General features: G+C 67.1%; 15 protein-coding genes, 2 pseudogenes and 1 other annotated feature. Of the genes and pseudogenes, 12 read left to right on the plus strand and 5 right to left on the minus strand.

Annotated elements, in window-relative coordinates; genetic code table 11:
• Positions 1-81: 81 nt before the first annotated feature.
• A complete protein-coding gene (fabG, locus tag ADBZ6K_RS01160; RefSeq protein ID WP_526343989.1) occupies positions 82-924 on the minus strand; it encodes a 3-oxoacyl-ACP reductase FabG in 843 nt (280 codons plus the stop codon).
• A complete protein-coding gene (locus ADBZ6K_RS01165; protein ID WP_526343990.1) occupies positions 905-1,168 on the minus strand; it encodes a hypothetical protein in 264 nt (87 codons plus the stop codon). The genes fabG and ADBZ6K_RS01165 overlap by 20 nt, the downstream gene beginning before the upstream one ends.
• Positions 1,169-1,381: 213 nt before the next feature.
• Between ADBZ6K_RS01165 and ADBZ6K_RS01170 the strand changes: the two are divergent.
• The 8 genes and pseudogenes from ADBZ6K_RS01170 to ppc all read left to right on the plus strand — a co-directional run.
• A pseudogene (locus tag ADBZ6K_RS01170) lies at positions 1,382-1,594 on the plus strand (catalase); the annotation flags it as partial.
• 79 nt (positions 1,595-1,673) lie between these two features.
• A complete protein-coding gene (locus tag ADBZ6K_RS01175) occupies positions 1,674-2,384 on the plus strand; it encodes an ABC transporter substrate-binding protein (RefSeq protein ID WP_526343991.1) in 711 nt (236 codons plus the stop codon).
• 189 nt (positions 2,385-2,573) lie between these two features.
• Positions 2,574-3,596, plus strand: coding sequence for a type I glyceraldehyde-3-phosphate dehydrogenase (gene gap / locus ADBZ6K_RS01180; protein ID WP_526343992.1), 1,023 nt, complete (start codon positions 2,574-2,576; stop codon positions 3,594-3,596).
• Between the two features lie 4 nt (positions 3,597-3,600).
• Complete coding sequence (locus tag ADBZ6K_RS01185; protein ID WP_526343993.1) at positions 3,601-4,824, plus strand: phosphoglycerate kinase; 1,224 nt, start codon at positions 3,601-3,603, stop codon at positions 4,822-4,824.
• Between the two features lie 10 nt (positions 4,825-4,834).
• Positions 4,835-5,620 carry a triose-phosphate isomerase gene (tpiA, locus tag ADBZ6K_RS01190; protein WP_526343994.1) on the plus strand — a complete coding sequence of 262 codons (786 nt, stop codon included), beginning with the start codon at positions 4,835-4,837 and terminating at the stop codon, positions 5,618-5,620.
• Positions 5,621-5,693: 73 nt separating this feature from the next.
• Entirely contained in the window at positions 5,694-5,927 is a 234-nt protein-coding gene (secG, locus tag ADBZ6K_RS01195) for a preprotein translocase subunit SecG (RefSeq protein WP_526343995.1), read from the plus strand.
• An 88-nt stretch (positions 5,928-6,015) separates the two neighbouring features.
• Entirely contained in the window at positions 6,016-6,354 is a 339-nt protein-coding gene (locus ADBZ6K_RS01200; RefSeq protein ID WP_526343996.1) for a hypothetical protein, read from the plus strand.
• A 53-nt stretch (positions 6,355-6,407) separates the two neighbouring features.
• Entirely contained in the window at positions 6,408-9,215 is a 2,808-nt protein-coding gene (gene ppc / locus ADBZ6K_RS01205) for a phosphoenolpyruvate carboxylase (RefSeq protein WP_526343997.1), read from the plus strand.
• 168 nt (positions 9,216-9,383) lie between these two features.
• Here ppc and ADBZ6K_RS01210 read toward each other — a convergent pair whose 3' ends face one another.
• The 3 genes and pseudogenes from ADBZ6K_RS01210 to ADBZ6K_RS01220 all read right to left on the minus strand — a co-directional run bounded on the left by ADBZ6K_RS01210 (position 9,384) and on the right by ADBZ6K_RS01220 (position 12,047).
• Complete coding sequence (locus tag ADBZ6K_RS01210; RefSeq protein ID WP_526343998.1) at positions 9,384-9,896, minus strand: cupin domain-containing protein; 513 nt, start codon at positions 9,894-9,896, stop codon at positions 9,384-9,386.
• Positions 9,897-10,088: 192 nt separating this feature from the next.
• Positions 10,089-11,023 (minus strand): annotated as a pseudogene (locus tag ADBZ6K_RS01215) (DDE-type integrase/transposase/recombinase); the annotation flags it as partial.
• Positions 10,817-10,952 (minus strand) — a sequence feature (AL1L pseudoknot). It overlaps the preceding pseudogene by 136 nt.
• 268 nt (positions 11,024-11,291) lie before the next feature.
• Positions 11,292-12,047, minus strand: a complete 756-nt coding sequence (locus ADBZ6K_RS01220) for a FadR/GntR family transcriptional regulator (RefSeq protein ID WP_526343999.1) — start codon at positions 12,045-12,047, stop codon at positions 11,292-11,294.
• A gap of 170 nt (positions 12,048-12,217) precedes the next feature.
• On the opposite strand from ADBZ6K_RS01220, the gene ADBZ6K_RS01225 reads away from it, so the two are divergent.
• From ADBZ6K_RS01225 to ADBZ6K_RS01240, 4 genes are read left to right on the plus strand one after another with little or no spacing between them, the layout of a single operon-like run.
• Positions 12,218-13,915 carry an L-lactate permease gene (locus ADBZ6K_RS01225; protein ID WP_526344000.1) on the plus strand — a complete coding sequence of 566 codons (1,698 nt, stop codon included), beginning with the start codon at positions 12,218-12,220 and terminating at the stop codon, positions 13,913-13,915.
• Between the two features lie 50 nt (positions 13,916-13,965).
• The gene (locus ADBZ6K_RS01230) at positions 13,966-14,706 is read left to right on the plus strand and encodes a (Fe-S)-binding protein (protein WP_526344335.1); all 741 of its coding nucleotides are present in this window, start codon (positions 13,966-13,968) and stop codon (positions 14,704-14,706) included.
• Between the two features lie 28 nt (positions 14,707-14,734).
• Positions 14,735-16,258: a lactate utilization protein B gene (locus ADBZ6K_RS01235; protein WP_526344001.1), complete on the plus strand. Its 1,524-nt coding sequence runs from the start codon at positions 14,735-14,737 to the stop codon at positions 16,256-16,258.
• Between the two features lie 20 nt (positions 16,259-16,278).
• Entirely contained in the window at positions 16,279-16,911 is a 633-nt protein-coding gene (locus tag ADBZ6K_RS01240) for a LutC/YkgG family protein (protein ID WP_526344002.1), read from the plus strand.
• Positions 16,912-16,976 lie beyond the last annotated feature (65 nt).

The raw sequence follows: 16,976 nt of genomic DNA on the forward strand, positions 1-16,976 counted from the left end.
CGATATCGGGCGTTGCGGTTGTTTGCGGTTACTCGGACATTTCAGCAGACGACTGGAGCGCGGCGCGTGAACGCCCATACATCACATGTCCAAACCGCCGTTGACTCCCCAGATCTGGCCGGTGATATAGCCCGACGCGTCCGCGGCGAGGAAATGCACGACGCGTGCGATCTCCTCGGGGCGGGCCAGGCGTCCCATCGGAATGGTGCCCTTGATCCGGTCGAGGACCTTTTCGGGGATCGAATCGAGCATCTCGGTGGCGACGAACCCGGGGGTGATGGTGTTGATCGTGATGCCGATGCTGTCCTCGGTGAGCTTGCCCGAGCGGGCCAGCTGGAAGCATGCCTCGCGGGCAAGCGTCTTCGTCAAGCCGAACAGCCCGGATTTGGATGCCGCGTAGTTGGCCTGACCGATGGCACCCATTTCACCGATGACCGACGAAATCATCACGATCCGGCCGGTTCCGCGCTCGAGCATGTGCGCCAGGGTGGCCTGGGCCAGATAGAAGGCGCCGGAAAGGTTGACGGCGATGACCCTGTTCCAATCGTCGTCGGTCATCTTGGCGACGGTCTTGTCGGCGGTGATGCCCGCGTTGTTGACCAGAATGTCGAGGCGGCCGTGGCGCTCGATCACCTCTTCGACGGTTCGTCGGCAGTCTTCGGCGCTGCCGATATCGCCCTGGTGGATGCTTACCTCGGCGTCCTCGTTCTCGGCGGACAACTCGGCGAGGAACTTCTCGGCTTGCGCGGTGTTCCTGCCGTAACCGGCGGCCACGGTTGCGCCCTGGCCGACAAGGCTCTTGCTGATGGACGCACCGATGCCGCGAGTACCGCCTGTTACGAAGGCGACGCGACCGCGGAGTTTCGCACCGGACGCTGGTTCTGACGGGGATTCGCCGACCTGATCAACGGTAGTCGTGGTCACTGAGAATTTCCCTCCTCAATTGGTAGCGCTCATTATGGTCGGCTCGGTCGGCGTCGACGTGGCGATTGGGGAATCTGATGGCCCGGAGTTGCGCACGCCACAGTTCGGCGATGCCGCTGGTGGCGTCTGCGCGGTGCGCGTCGTATTCGCTAATCCCGTGGGTGGACAACGCATTCGGGACGGGATCGGCGATGGCCGTCGACCCGGCACGAGCGTGGTCGCCCGCCGCTGTGAATTGATTCACGTGGCGCTGTTTGCATTCGTCGTCCATCCTCACGCGGGTCGGTACCGCGAGGGGATCCGGCCCGGGCCTGCCGCAACCGTCCGGTTGGTCGATTGCTGTGAAGTGCCTCATAGGATGACGACGGGGTCACGCCGGGCGTTGAAGCCACGGGGGCGCATACCGAGGGGCGGGCGGGCGGGCTGACTCCGCGGAAGCTTCGCGCGCGCAGTGTCGGTGGCCGAGGTCTTCGGGCGCGGCTTGCGCACACCGGTGGTCGGCCGGTTCTCGCTGTCGGGCGGAGTGCCGATGGCGGCCGACACCGTCGCGGCGCCCCGCGGCCTCGGCCTCGCATTCGGCCCGTCGGGCCAATGGCGCACCGCGATGATGAATCTGCCTGTGTTCTTCGACAATTCGCCGCAGGGGTGCTACGAGAGGATCCTTGCCACCAAGCCGAACGAGGCCGCGCTGGCCGACCGTGGCCCGGCCCGATATTGCGCCGGCCCCCGAGGATTTCTACGGTCGGGTGATGCAGAGGCTGAGGGTCGGTGCGGCACTTTCCGATCCGCCGTTCAACGCGATGCCCGGCGGCGGGCTCGACGTCGACCTGATGACCGCGATTGCGCGGGCGCTGGGAATGGCCGTCGAGTTCGTGGCTTACGACGGTGCTGACTTCGACGGGATCTTCGACGCCCTCACCGCGGGTGCCTACGACTGCGTCGCCTCCTGCGTCACCGTCACGCCGCGGCGGGAGGAACGCGCCGCGTTCGTGCCCCCGTACCTCGTCTCCGGACAGGCGCTTGCCGTCGCCGGCACCCGGCACCCGTCGGTGCGCTCGGTCGACGATCTCGCCGGTCTGACGATCGGTGTGCAGCGGGGCGACGCCGGCCAGCCGATCGCCGAGCGGCTGGCCGGGGAGGGGAAGGCCGCCCGGGTCCGCGTCTACGACTACGGCGCCGTCCACACGGCGCTGCGCGATCTGAGCACCGGCGGCTGCGATGCGGTGATCAAGCTGGCCCCGGTCCTCGCCGAGCTGGTCAAGTCGGTGCCCGGGGTCGATGTGGTGCAGCGCGGTCTGAGCGTCGAGCGGATCGCCGTCGCGGTCGCGCCGGCGGAGCGGGACCTGCTCACGCGGATCGGCCACGCGCAGGCCCGGCTCGAGGACGACGGCGCGTTGCAGCGCATCCGGCGGACGTGGCTGGGCAACCCGTATCGGGACCACACTCTGGCGGGCCTGTGAACCGTGGACTTGTGCCCGGATCATGTCCGGTTCTGTGGATGTCGGGGACTTGGGTGAATACCTGGCTACAGGCGGATTTAATTGGTCGACCCAAGCCGCACGCCGGTATGCGACCGGCACTAGGCTAGCGGCCGAGCAGCAATCGAATCGAACACTCGCTGTAGCGGAAGAGATAAAGGGAGAGCTGACGTGACGATCCGGGTAGGCGTTAACGGCTTCGGCCGCATTGGACGCAACTTCTACCGAGCGCTGGCGGCGCAGAAAGCCGAGGGCAAGAGCACCGACATCGAGGTGGTGGCGGTCAACGACCTCACCGACAACGCGAGCCTCGCGCATCTGCTGAAATTCGACTCCATCCTCGGGCGGCTGCCCGAAGACGTCAGCCTCGAGGGCGAGGACACCATCGTCATCGGCAGCACCAAGATCAAGGCTCTCGAGGTCAAGGAGGGACCCGCCGCCCTTCCGTGGGGCGACCTCGGCGTCGACGTGGTCGTCGAATCGACCGGCATCTTCACCAACGCCGCCAAGGCCAAGGGCCACCTGGACGCGGGCGCCAAGAAGGTCATCATCTCCGCGCCTGCCACCGACGAGGACATCACCATCGTCATCGGCGTGAACGACGACAAGTACGACGGCAGCCAGAACATCATCTCCAACGCGTCGTGCACCACCAACTGCCTCGGCCCGTTCGCAAAGGTACTCAACGACGAATTCGGCATCGTCAAGGGTCTGATGACCACCGTGCACGCCTACACCCAGGACCAGAACCTGCAGGACGGCCCGCACAAGGATCTGCGTCGCGCCCGCGCGGCCGCGCTGAACATCGTGCCCACCTCGACCGGCGCAGCCAAGGCCATCGGCCTGGTGCTGCCCGAGCTGAAGGGCAAGCTGGACGGGTACGCGCTGCGGGTGCCGATCCCGACCGGCTCGTGCACCGACCTCACCGTCGAGCTGGCCAAGGAGGCCACTGCCGCGGAGATCAACGCCGCGATGAAGGCGGCCGCGGAGGGTCCGCTCAAGGGCATCCTCAAGTACTACGACGCCCCGATCGTGTCCAGCGACATCGTCACCGACCCGCACAGCTCGATCTTCGATGCGGGCCTGACCAAGGCCATCGGCAACCAGGCCAAGGCGGTGTCGTGGTACGACAACGAGTGGGGTTACTCCAACCGCTTGGTCGACCTCGTCGGTCTGGTTGGCAAGTCGCTGTAACGCCATGAGCGTCAAGACACTTGACGATCTGCTGGCAGAGGGTGTTGAAGGTCGGGGCGTCCTCGTGCGCTCCGACTTCAACGTCCCGCTCGACGAGGATCGCAACATCACCGACCCCGGCCGCATCATCGCGTCGCTGCCGACGCTGAAGGCGCTTTCCGACGCCGGCGCCAAGGTCATCGTCACCGCCCACCTCGGCAGGCCGAAGGGCGAACCCGATCCCAAGTATTCGCTGGCCCCGGTGGCCAAGGACCTGGGGGAGCGGCTGGGCCGCCATGTGCAACTGGCCGGCGATGTGGTCGGCACCGACGCGCTGGCGCGGGCCGAGGGTCTGACCGACGGCGACATCCTGCTGCTGGAGAACATCCGGTTCGACCCCCGCGAGACCAGCAAGGACGAATCCGAACGTCAGTCTCTTGCCAAGGCGCTGGCCGAACTGGTCGGTGGCCCAGATGCCCGTGCCGCTTTCGTGTCGGACGGGTTCGGTGTCGTGCACCGCAAGCAGGCCTCGGTGTACGACGTCGCCGCGCTGTTGCCGCATTACGCGGGAACGCTGGTGGGCACCGAGGTCGACGTGCTGCGCACGCTCACCGGGTCGAGCGAACGGCCCTACGCGGTGGTGCTCGGCGGATCGAAGGTCTCCGACAAGCTCGCGGTCATCGAGAACCTGGCGACCAAGGCCGACAGCCTCATCATCGGCGGCGGCATGTGCTACACGTTCCTTGCGGCCCAAGGCCTCACGGTCGGGACCTCGCTGCTGCAGGCGGAGATGATCGAGACCTGTAAGAAACTGCTCGACGAGTACGGCGACGTGATCCATCTGCCGGTCGACATCGTGGTGACCGAGAAGTTCGCGGCCGACTCCCCGCCGGAAACCGTTGCCGCGGACAAGATCCCGGCGGACCAGATGGGCCTCGACATCGGTCCGGAGTCGGTGAAGCGGTTCACCGCGCTGCTGTCCAACGCCAAGACCGTGTTCTGGAACGGCCCGATGGGCGTGTTCGAGTTCCCCGCCTACGCCGCCGGAACGAAAGGTGTTGCTGAAGCGATCATCTCGGCGACGGCCAAGGGAGCGTTCAGTGTGGTCGGCGGCGGTGACTCCGCGGCCGCGGTGCGCCAACTCGGCCTGCCCGAGGATGGCTTCTCGCACATCTCGACCGGCGGCGGCGCGTCGTTGGAATACCTGGAGGGCAAGACCCTGCCCGGCATCGAAGTTCTCGAGTCCTGACAGGAGAGCCGTGTCCCGGAAACCGCTGATCGCGGGTAACTGGAAGATGAACCTCAACCACTTCGAGGCCATCGCCCTGGTACAGAAGATCGCATTCGCGTTGCCCGACAAGTACTACGACAAGGTCGATGTGACGGTGATCCCGCCGTTCACCGACCTGCGCAGTGTGCAGACGCTGGTCGACGGTGACAAGCTGCGGCTGACCTACGGCGCGCAGGATCTGTCCACGCACGACTCCGGTGCCTACACCGGGGAGATCAGCGGGGCGTTCCTGGCAAAGCTGGGGTGCACCTTCGTGGTCATCGGCCATTCGGAGCGGCGCACGTACCACAACGAGGACGACGCACTGGTGGCGGCCAAGGCCGCGGCGGCGCTCAAGCACGGCCTCACGCCGATCGTGTGTATCGGTGAGCCGCTGGAGATCCGTGAGGCCGGCACCCACGTGGAGTTCAACGTCGAGTCGCTGCGAGGTTCACTGGCCGGGCTGTCGGCCGAGCAGATCGGCGCCGTCGTCATCGCCTACGAACCGGTGTGGGCGATCGGCACGGGCCGGGTGGCCAGTGCTGCCGACGCGCAGGAGGTGTGCGGGGCGATCCGGGCCGAGCTGGCACAGCTGGCCAGCCCGGAGATCGCCGCCACGGTCCGGGTGCTCTACGGCGGCTCGGTGAACGCCAAGAATGTGGGTGAGATCGTCGGACAGGACGACGTCGACGGCGCCCTGGTGGGCGGCGCGTCGCTGGACGGTGAGCAGTTCGCGACCCTTTCGGCGATCGCCGCGGGCGGGCCGCTGCCCTGAGTGATTTCGGCGCGCTTTCCGACGCTGAGCGTCGGTTGTCGCGCCTAAATCACGTCCGTGTAGGGTGGCGACCATGGAATTGGCGCTGCAGATCGTACTGGTGATCACCAGTCTGTTGGTGGTGTTGCTGGTGCTGCTGCATCGCGCCAAGGGCGGTGGCCTGTCCACCCTGTTCGGCGGCGGCGTTCAGTCCAGCCTGTCGGGTTCGACGGTCGTTGAGAAGAACCTCGACCGGTTGACCCTGTTCGTCACCGGCATCTGGATCGTGTCGATCATCGGCATGGGCCTGCAGATCAAATACGGCTGACCCGCGCACGCCCCTGTATCCGTACGGTCCGCAGCACGCCCCCCGCCAGGGGGTCGTCATCACGGCGGCCTATTTTCCGCTGGCCTGGATGTTCGCATTCGTGAAGCCGAGCGTCCAGATCAACGGCCACTCGGTCGCGGCGGGCTGGGGTCCCACCTACGTTCCGCTCTATCCCGGTCGCTACCACGTGCACGTGTACACCCCCTACTTCCTGCCGCCGCGGATCGGGCCCGCCGACTACGTCGTGGACGTCGCGCCGGGGCACGTTGTCGATCTGGAGTACCGGACCCCGCTGTGGTCGTTCAGCCGCGGCTCGCTCGGGCCGCCGCCGCAGGGATACAACGGGGCGGGTGCGGTCGCGGGTGTCGCGGTCGGCGTGATGCTCATCTTCGTGCTCGCGTTGGCCATTATCTTGTTCGCAGCCTGACTCACGGTAAGTCTCGCCATGCGGCGCTGATGGCTCACGTCAATACTGGACCCATGGCTGAGCAGTCCGACACCGCACTGGAACCCATTGGATCGGTGCGCCGCACCCAGGTGGGGCGTGAGGCCACCGAACCGATGCGTGAAGACATCCGGTTGCTCGGGACCATTCTCGGCGAGACGGTGCGCGAACACAGCGGTGACGACGTCTTCGACCTCATCGAGCGCGCCAGGGTCGAATCGTTCCGGGTGCGCCGCTCGGAGATCGATCGCTCCGAGCTGGCCGCGATGTTCAACGGCATCGAGCCCACCGAGGCCCTGCCCGTCATCCGCGCCTTTACGAACTTCGCCCTGCTGGCCAACGTGGCCGAGGACATCCACCGGGAGCGCCGCCGCGCCATCCACGTCGCCGCGGGCGATCCGCCGCAGGACAGCAGCCTGGCCGCCACCTATCTCAAACTCGACGCAGCCGACCTTGACGCGGACGCCGTCGCCGATGCGCTGTCGGGTGCCCTGATCGCCCCCGTGATCACCGCGCACCCGACAGAAACGCGCCGCCGCACCGTATTCGACACCCAGCACCGGATCACCCAGCTCATGCGGCTGCGGGCGAGGGGGCACGCGCACACCGACGACGGCGCCTCAATCGAGACCGAGCTGCGCCGCCAGATCCTCACCCTGTGGCAGACCGCGCTGATCCGGCTCTCGCGGCTGAAGATTCAGGACGAGATCGAGACCGGCCTGCGCTACTACCCTGCGGCCTTCTTCGAGGTCATCCCGCAGATCAACGCGGAGGTGCGCGAGGCGCTTTCGGCTCGCTGGCCCGGATCGCAGCTGCTCGAGGAGCCCATCCTGCGTCCCGGTTCGTGGATCGGCGGCGACCGCGACGGCAACCCGAACGTCACCGCCGACGTGGTCAGGCAGGCCACCGGCAGCGCTGCCTACACCGCGTTCGCGCACTATTTCCGCGAGCTCACCGCGCTGGAGCAGGAACTGTCCATGTCGGTGCGCCTGGTCCGGGTCACACCCGACCTGAGCACGCTCGCCGACGTGCTCGACGCACCGGCGAGGGTCGACGAGCCGTACCGCCGCGCACTGCGCGTGATTCACGGGCGGCTCACGGCGACGGCAGCGGAGATCCTCGACCGGCAGCCCGAGTATCAGCTCGATCTCGGGCTGCAGCGCTATGAACGACCGGAGGAGATGCTCGCCGATCTAGATGTGATCGACGCGTCGCTGCGCGGCCACGGTGGCGCGCTGCTGGCCGACGATCGGCTGGCGCGGCTTCGGGAAGCCTTGCGGGTCTTCGGGTTTCACCTTTGTGGCCTGGATATGCGACAGAACTCCGAGGTTCATGAGGAGGTCATCGCCGAACTCCTGGCCTGGGCGGGTGTGCATCCGGACTACGTGTCGCTGCCCGAGGCCGAACGCGTCGAGCTGCTGGTGGCTGAACTGTCCACCCGCCGTCCGCTGACCAGCCCGGAAGCCGACCTGTCGGAGCTGGCGCGCAAGGAACTCGATATCGTCGAGGCCGCTGCGCGGGCGGTGCGGGTCTATGGGCCGCTGGCGGTGCCCAACTACATCATCTCGATGTGCGAGTCGGTTTCGGACATGCTCGAGGCGGCCATCCTGCTCAAGGAGGCGGGTTTGCTCGACTCGTCGGGGGAGCATCCGTATTGCCCGGTCGGCATCGTTCCGCTGTTCGAGACGATCGACGACCTGCAGCGCGGCTCGTCGATCATGGAGGCCGTGCTCGACCTTCCGCTCTACCGGGCGCTGGTGCAGGCGCGTGGCGAAAGCCAGGAGATCATGTTGGGGTACTCCGACTCCAATAAGGACGGCGGCTACCTGGCCGCCAACTGGGCGCTCTACCGTGCCGAACTCGACCTGGTTGAGATGGCGCGCAAGACCGGAATCCGGTTGCGGCTCTTCCACGGTCGCGGCGGCACCGTGGGCCGCGGCGGTGGGCCGAGCTACGACGCCATCCTGGCCCAGCCGCCCGGCGCGGTGAACGGCTCGCTGCGGCTGACCGAACAGGGTGAGATCATCGCCGCGAAATACGCCGAGCCCCAACGGGCGCGCCGTAACCTGGAGACGCTCGTCTCGGCGACGCTGGAGTCGACGCTTCTCGACATGGAGGGCCTCGGTGACGCCGCGGGACCCGCCTACCAGATCCTCGACGACCTGGCCGCCCGCGCGCAGCGCGCGTACTCCGAATTAGTGCACGAGACACCAGGTTTCGTGGAGTACTTCAAAGCCTCCACCCCGGTCAGTGAGATCGGCGCGCTCAACATCGGCAGCCGCCCCACGTCGCGCAAACCGACGACGTCGATCTCCGACCTGCGTGCGATTCCGTGGGTGCTGGCGTGGAGCCAGTCGCGGGTGATGCTGCCCGGCTGGTACGGAACGGGTTCGGCCTTCGAGGAGTTCATGGCCGAGGACTCCGGCGACGGCCCCAGCCGGCTGGAATTACTCCAGGATCTCTACGCGCGGTGGCCGTTCTTCCGCACCGTGCTGTCCAATATGGCGCAGGTGATGGCGAAATCGGATATGGGCCTGGCGGCACATTATTCGGAACTTGTGGACGACGAGGAGTTGCGCCACCGGGTGTTCGACAAGATCGCCGCCGAGCACGAACGAACGATCCGGATGTACAAGCTGATCACCGGCCACGACGATCTGCTGGCCGACAACCCGGCGCTGGCCCGTTCGGTGTTCAACCGGTTCCCGTATCTGGAACCGCTGAATCACCTGCAGGTCGAGTTGCTGCGGCGGTTCCGCGCCGGTGACACCGACAACCTGGTGCAGCGGGGCATCCTGCTGACGATGAGCGGCCTCGCCACCGCGCTGCGCAATAGCGGGTAGCGCGCTCCTCCTCGAGTGCGGCTGGCCTGTAAACCGCTGGCCCATGGTGACCCTGCACGCCAAGGACCGGGCGGTCCCGGGATGGGTTGAATCCGCTCCCTCCTGCACTGCGGCAACCTCGCCCAACACATCAACGCACTCTGATTCCGGAAGAGCCGCTAAAGGGCATTATCCGGGTGGCGTGAGGTTATAGCGGGCGATGATGTCCGGTAGCCAAGGGGCCTCGCCGAACTGGAGTCCGTAGGCTTCTGCGAGTGTCGCGATCGCCTCGAAGGGTGGGGCGCCGTCGGTGGTCAGGTCCGTTAGGTCGCGGAAGAAGTTCTCGAAGCCCGCCGGGCTGATCACCTCGATCATGCGGGCAGGCGTCGTACCCGCGTTCCACATAGTATGCAGTTCGCCCCTCGGCTTCGTGATGTAACCGCCCGGGCCCAGCACGGCTTCGCGTTCGCCTGAGCGGAAGCCGATTTCGCCCTCCGTGACGATCGAGTACTCGTCCTCCCGAGTATGCAGGTGCGGCGGCACCAGGGCGCCCACGGGAAACGGGTGCTCCACAATGGCCACCGCGCCGCCGGTGTCCTCGCCCCACAGTTTGAACACCACGCCGATCGAGCCCAGGCTGCCCGCCTTGCCCTCACCTGGGCGGACGATGGTTAGCGGTGGTGGGACTCCGAGGACGCTCATGGTCGGCCTTCCGGGCAATACACGTTGGTAGCGCGGATCATGCGCCGATGCGGGGCGGGTGTCAAGGATTGATTGAACCCCAGCGGAAAGCGAAACCCCGTGTGGAAGCGGTGTTCGGAACGGCGACACATATCGCCGACAACACCATGCCTGACGACTGAAACCGTCCTGGATCTGCCGGAGGCTCCCGGTTCACGTCACCTCGTGCGAGGCGACCGGCCGATGGTAGCGCTGTTCGTACTCGACCGGGGGAAGGTACTCGATCGAGGAATCGGCCTGGTAATCGTTTTGTACCAAGCGGTTTCGCGTTCCAGCTCGCCACGGCCGGCGAAGGTCGGATGCTGGTCGATCAACTCCGACTTATACAGTCCCACAGTTGATTCCATCAACGCGTTGTCGAGCGCGGCACCGAAGCTGCCGATCGACCCGGTGATCCCAGCGTCCTGCAGCGCCGCGGTGAACACAGTCGACGTATACTGGCTGCCCGCATCCGAATGCTGCACCAAACCCGTTGCAGTAAAACAGAACTCCGAACAACTACGGGTAAAGAGGGCCTGCTCGAGCACCGAGGTCACCAACGGGGTCGACTTGCTGACATCACCCGCCAGCCCAGGATGCGCCGCGAGAACACCTCCACGCATAACGCGGTGTAGCAGAACCCCTGCAGCGTCCAGCAATAGGTGAAAATCCGCCACCCACCACCGATCCGGGCGAGCCGATGCCGGCCAACCCCGTCAGCCGGGCCACCCGATCACGGCCCCACCCGTGACCAGCGCGCCGGGCGGAGTGCCAGAGTTTGCGCACGCTATAGACCCGGCGGTTCGCCACCCACAGGTCGAGCACGGTGTGTTGGCCTCGTAGGCGTCAGCCAGTGCGGCCGCCGACACGGCGCCGTGCGCCTTGGCGCCGTGATAGGTGGACGGGGCGATCTGCACGCCGGCCTTGCTCGGAGAGCACACGGCAGATCGGGTCGACCCCGAACTCGTCGCGGTGAGCATCGATGTACTCGACAATCACCGCAGTCGGCGGTCGACCTCCGCCGCCGCGAAAAACGCACTGGCCGTCCGCAATATCTCGTTCACCTTGCGCAGCTCGCGGTTCTGCCGCTCGAGCTCGGCGATCCGCGCCGCGTCCGCACTGGTCGTCCCCCGGCCGGTCACCCGCGTCGCCCGCTCCCGCGGCTCCTGCGGGTACTTCCGCTGCGCAGCCATGCTCCCATCCTCACGGGTAATGGGAGCCCCCGAAGAAACCAGGACGGTTCATTGACGTGACCGACCATCGGGGCCCCGACCGGTTGACCGGTATCGGCATTCCGCAGCCGCACCGTGCGGTCTCAGTTGCCACTGAGCATCACCGAACGACCGGACATTCGCTCTAGCCACGCTCTAACCGCGCTCAGCCGTCGTGCAGTGCGGGCATCGACTGGTAGGCGCCCCTGATGTGCTCCTCGGTGCGGTCTGCGGCGAGCGGGCCGTCACCGGTGGCGATCGCCTCGAATATCCCGCGGTGCTGAGCCTGGAGCGAACGCGCAAGCGCCGGCCAGTCCTGCACCTGCCGCATGGCGGCGAGGATGGGTTCGCGCAGCGACGCCCGGATCGCGATGGTCATGTCGGCGACCAGCCGGTTACCCCCGGCCTCGGCGATGGCCACGTGGAAGGCCGTGTCGGCGTCGTTGAACGGCTCGCAATCATGTTCGGACTCGTCCATCTGCGACAGCTTCAGCCCGATGGCGGTCAGCTCGTCGTTGCCGGCGTGCGCGGCGGCCAGGACCGCGCTGTTGCGTTCCAGCATGACGCGGGCGTCGACGATGTCGTCCATCGGGAAGTTCGACAGCGCGACATGCAGCCGCAGGAAGCGGGTCAGCGCGGCGCTGGGCATCGCGGCGATGAAGGTGCCCGCGTCCCGGCCCGCGCCGACGCTGGAGGTGACGACGCCCTGCGCCTCGAGCACACGGATGGCTTCGCGAACTCCTGCGCGGCTCACCTGAAGGCGGGCCGCCAGCTCACGCTCGGGGGGCAGTGGGTCACCGACCCGCAGCGCGCCGCTCATGATCTGGTTCTCGATCGCCTCGACCACCAGTTCGTGCGAACGGGCGCGGGGGACGGGGCGCCACTGCGGCGTGGAGTTGCCGGTCTCGGCGGTGTCGGTCATCTGTGCTCCTCGCGCGCTCGTCGATCATGTCGCTGCCCTCGCCCCGGGTCTGCGTGCGTCGTGCGCCGCATCTCGGGCTTGACTGTGAAGCCAATCACCTCTAGCGTACCAACCACATTGTGGTCAGACCACTAAAAGGTCATCCGTCCCGCCGTGATCCGAGGAGTCGCATGATTTATCAACCCGATCTGGCACCGATCGGCGACAGCCTGTTCCTGTCGTCGATGGTGGCCCTGCTGCCGCTGATAACGGTGTTCGTCACGCTCGGCGTGCTGAAATGGAAGGCGCACTTGGCCGGTTTGAGCGCGCTGGCCGTCGCGCTCATCGTGGCCGTGGCCGGCTACGGCATGCCGGTCGGTCTGGCGGCCCTGTCGGCCAGCGAGGGCTTCGTGTTCGGCATCTTCCCGATCATGTGGATCGTCCTCAACGCGATCTGGCTCTACGAACTGACCGTCGCCAGCGGCCGCTTCGAGGATCTGCGGCGGGTGATCGACGCGATCTCGGATGATCCGCGTGTACAGGCGGTGATCATCGCGTTCTGTTTCGGCGGCCTGCTGGAGGCGCTGGCGGGCTTCGGTGCGCCGGTGGCGATCACGGGTGTGATGTTGATGTCGATCGGCTTCACCGCCATGCGTGCCGCCGTCGTCGTGCTCGTCGCCAACACCGCGCCCGTCGCCTTCGGGGCTATCGCCATCCCGATCATCACCGCGGGCAACCTGACCGGCATCCCGTATCAAGAGATCGGCGCCGTCGTAGGCCGCCAGACCCCGCTGCTGGCCCTGTTCGTCCCGCTGATCCTGATCCTGCTCGCCGATGGGCGCCGCGGCCTGCGCGACGTGTGGCCGATCGCCCTGGTCGTCGGTTTCACCTTCGCCGTGGCGCAGTTCGTCTCCGCCAACTGGCTGTCGGTGGAGCTGACCGACGTCGTCGCTTCGCTGGCAGGGCTCGCCGCTGCCGTGCTGATGCTGCGCGTGTGGCGCCCCCAGAATTCCGCCGCGGCCCGCGAGCGGATGCTGCGGGAGCGTGAGGAGGAGAAGGACGGTAACGGTGGCGGCGCGGGCCATCCCGTGCCTGCCGGCCCGGCCGGCGTCGTCGTCGACGATCGCGTCGAGACCCGGCTCAGCGCCGGCCGCGTGACGATGGCGCTGTTCCCGTACCTGCTCGTGATCGTCGTCTTCGCGGTCGCCAAGCTGTGGGCGCCGGTGAAGAGTTGGTTGGCAGGCACCGACGTCAAGGTCGCCTGGCCGGGGCTGGACGGTAACGTGCTGACCGCCGCGGGCAAGGTCTCCACCTCGACGGTCTACACCTGGGGCTGGTTGTCCTCGCCAGGCTCGCTGCTGCTGATCTCAGGCGTGATCGTCGCGCTGGTCTACCGGCTGTCACTGCTTGAGGCCGCCCGGATCTACGGCCGCACAGTGGTCAAGCTCAAGTTCTCCATCCTGACCGTCGCCTCGGTGCTCGCCCTGGCCTACGTCATGAACCAGTCCGGTCAGACGATCACGATCGGCACCTGGATCGCCGGAACGGGCGCACTATTCGCCTTCCTGTCACCGATCCTCGGCTGGCTGGGCACTGCGGTCACCGGATCGGACACCAGTGCGAACGCGCTGTTCGCCACGCTGCAGCAGACCGCAGCCACCAAGGCCGGGATCGACCCGACGCTGCTGGTGGCGGCCAACACCTCCGGCGGCGTCGTCGGCAAGATGATCAGCCCGCAGAACCTGACCATCGCGGCCACCGCCGTTGGTCTGCTCGGCCGCGAATCCGACATCTTCCGGCGGGTGATCTGGTGGAGCATCGGCATGCTTGCGGTGCTGTGCCTACTTGTCGGCCTACAGTCAACCGTGTTGTCGTGGATGCTGCCCTGATGACCGAAACGAGGACAACCGTGAGCAGCCAAGGCCAGTTGCAAGGGACCGTGAAGGTCGCCCTGTTCGCCACCTGTTTCAACGACGTGATGTTTCCCCAGACGCCCAAGGCGGTGGTGAAGCTGCTGCGCAGACTCGGCTGCGAGGTCGAGTTCCCAGTCGAGCAGACCTGCTGCGGACAGATGTTCACCAACACCGGCTACGCGGCCGAAGCCGTGCCGACGGTGCGCAACTTCATCGACGCCTTCGGGGGTTACGACGCGATCGTGGCGCCGTCAGGGTCGTGCGTGGGTTCGGTGCGGCATCAGCATCACGACATCGCCGCCCGTACCGGCGACGCCGCCCTGTCTGCCGAGGTGGATGCGCTGGCGCCGAAGGTGTACGAGCTCAGCGAGTTCCTCGTCGACGTGCTGGGCGTCACCGACGTGGGCGCGTACTTCCCGCATCGGGTCACCTACCACCCGACGTGCCATTCCTTGCGGATGCTTCGGGTCGGTGACCGTCCGCTGGAGCTGCTGCGCGCGGTGCGCGGTATCGACCTCATCGAGCTGCCCGGTGCGGACCAGTGCTGTGGGTTCGGCGGGACGTTCGCGGTGAAGAACGCGGACACGTCGGTGGCGATGGGATCCGACAAGGCCCGCAGAGTTCGCGATACCGGCGCCGAAGTGCTGGTCGCCAGCGACAATTCGTGCTTGATGCACATCGGAGGATTGCTATCGCGGCAGCGCAGCGGGATGCGCGTGCTGCACCTGGCCGAGATCCTGGCATCGACTGAGGGAGATCCCGCGTGACCTACGAGCGCTTGCGCGAGGAGCTGAAATGACCACCACCACACCCGGGCATCCCCACGTCGGCGTCACCGCCTCGTTCCTCGGCATGCCGAAATTCCAGTACGCAGCGCGGGCGGCCCTGCAGAACTCGGTCCAGCGCCGCAACCTCGCCCACGCCACCGGCATCATCCGCGCCAAGCGGGGCGCCGTGGTGGAGGAACTCGACAACTGGGAGGAGTTGCGGCTCGCGGCCGAGGCGATCAAGGACAACGCGCTGTTTCGCCTCGACGAGCACCTGCTGTCGTTCGAGGCCAACGCCACCGCAGCCGGCGCCACCGTGCACTGGGCGCGCGACGCGGAGGAGGCCAACCGCATCGTCGTCGGCCTGGTGCAGGCCAAGCTCGGCCCCGAGGACCTGCGTGAGGTCGTCAAGGTCAAATCCATGGCCACCCAGGAGATTGAACTCAACGAGGCGCTGGCGGACGCCGGAATCGCAGCCTGGGAAACCGATCTCGCCGAACTCATCGTGCAGCTCGGCGACGACTGGCCCAGCCACATCCTGGTGCCTGCCATCCATCGCAACCGCGCCGAGGTGCGGGAGATCTTCCTGCGGAGGATGAAGGAGGTCGGCAGGCCCGCGCCGGACGACCTCACCGACGAGCCGCGGCGCCTCGCCGAGGCCGCCCGGCTGCACCTTCGCGAGAAGTTCCTGCGGGCGAAGGTCGCCATCTCCGGAGCCAACTTCGCCATCGCCGACACCGGCAGTCTGGTGGTCGTCGAATCGGAGGGCAATGGCCGGATGTGCCTGACACTGCCCGAGACGCTCATCTCGGTGGTCGGTATCGAGAAGGTGCTGCCGTCCTGGCGCGACCTCGAGGTGTTCATGCAGGTATTGCCGCGCAGCAGCACCGGTGAGCGGGAGAACCCCTACACCTCGATCTGGACCGGCCCCGCCGACGGCGACGGCCCCACCGACATGCACATCGTGCTGCTGGACAACGGCCGCACCCGTGCGCTGGCCGACACCGTTGGCAGGCAAGCGCTGCGGTGCATCCGGTGCTCGGCATGCCTGAACGTGTGCCCGGTCTACGAACGCGCGGGCGGACATTCGTACGGGTCGGTCTATCCGGGGCCGATCGGTGCGGTGTTGACGCCCCAATTGCGCGGCACCGCAAGCGAAGTGGACAAGTCGCTGCCGTATGCGTCGAGCCTGTGCGGGGCGTGCTTCGACGTCTGCCCGGTGCGCATCGACATCCCGTCGCTGCTGGTACACCTGCGCACCCGCGTCGTCGACGAGAGCCGTGGCGGCGTGCCGTCGGCCGAAGAGTTGGGTATGAAGGCCGCGAGTTGGATGTTCACCGACCACCGCCGGTTCGAGGCGGCCGAGGCCGCTGCGGCGGCCGGAGGTAAAGCGTTGCGCAGCAAGATCTTCGGTGGTAAGCAGACGTTACGCTCGCTGCCATGGCCCGCGACCGTGTGGTCGGGTGCACGCGATACGCCGGTGCCCCCGACTGAGTCGTTCCGGTCGTGGTGGAAACGCACGGACGGCGGACGAAACGAGGACGACCAGTGACCCGCACGCAAGGAGGAGGAATGACTTCCGCGCGCGAGGAGATCCTGACGAGAATCCGTGGCGCCCTTGCCGACCGGCCGCAGCCGGCCGAGGTGCCGTGGGTCTACGGACAGCCGGTCAGCACCGGTGACGAGGATGTGGTCGGGCGGTTCATCGAGCGCACCGTCGACTATCGGGCGGTGGTCGAACGGGTGGCCCCCGACGGCGTCTCCGCCGCCATCGGCTCGGCGCTGGCGAGCGCGGGTGCCACCTCGGTGGTGGCCGACGCGACCGTTCGCGACAACTGGGCCGACGGTGCCGACGTCTCCTGGGTCGCCGACGACCAACTCGGCGCGACGCGGCTCGATACGATCGACGCCGTGGTCACCACGGCCACGGTGGGCATCGCCAACACCGGCACCATCGTGCTCGACCACGGACCGGGGCAGGGCAGACGGGCGACCAGCCTGGTGCCCGATATGCACGTTTGCATCGTGGCGGTGGATCAGATCGTGAGCGACGTTCCCGAGGCCGTCGCCCGCCTGATCGAGTCGGGCAGTCACACCCGGCCGCTCACCTGGATCAGCGGCCCCAGCGCCACCAGCGATATCGAGCTGGACCGGGTCGAGGGGGTACACGGGCCGCGTACGCTGCACGTCATCGTGGTGGGGTAGCCGCCCGGCTGACCGGGCCGATGGAACCGGCGCGCGGCACGCGGCGTCAGACTGTCGTGCAGCGC

This window comes from Mycobacterium sp. (assembly GCF_044223235.1).
Lineage (GTDB): Bacteria > Actinomycetota > Actinomycetes > Mycobacteriales > Mycobacteriaceae > Mycobacterium.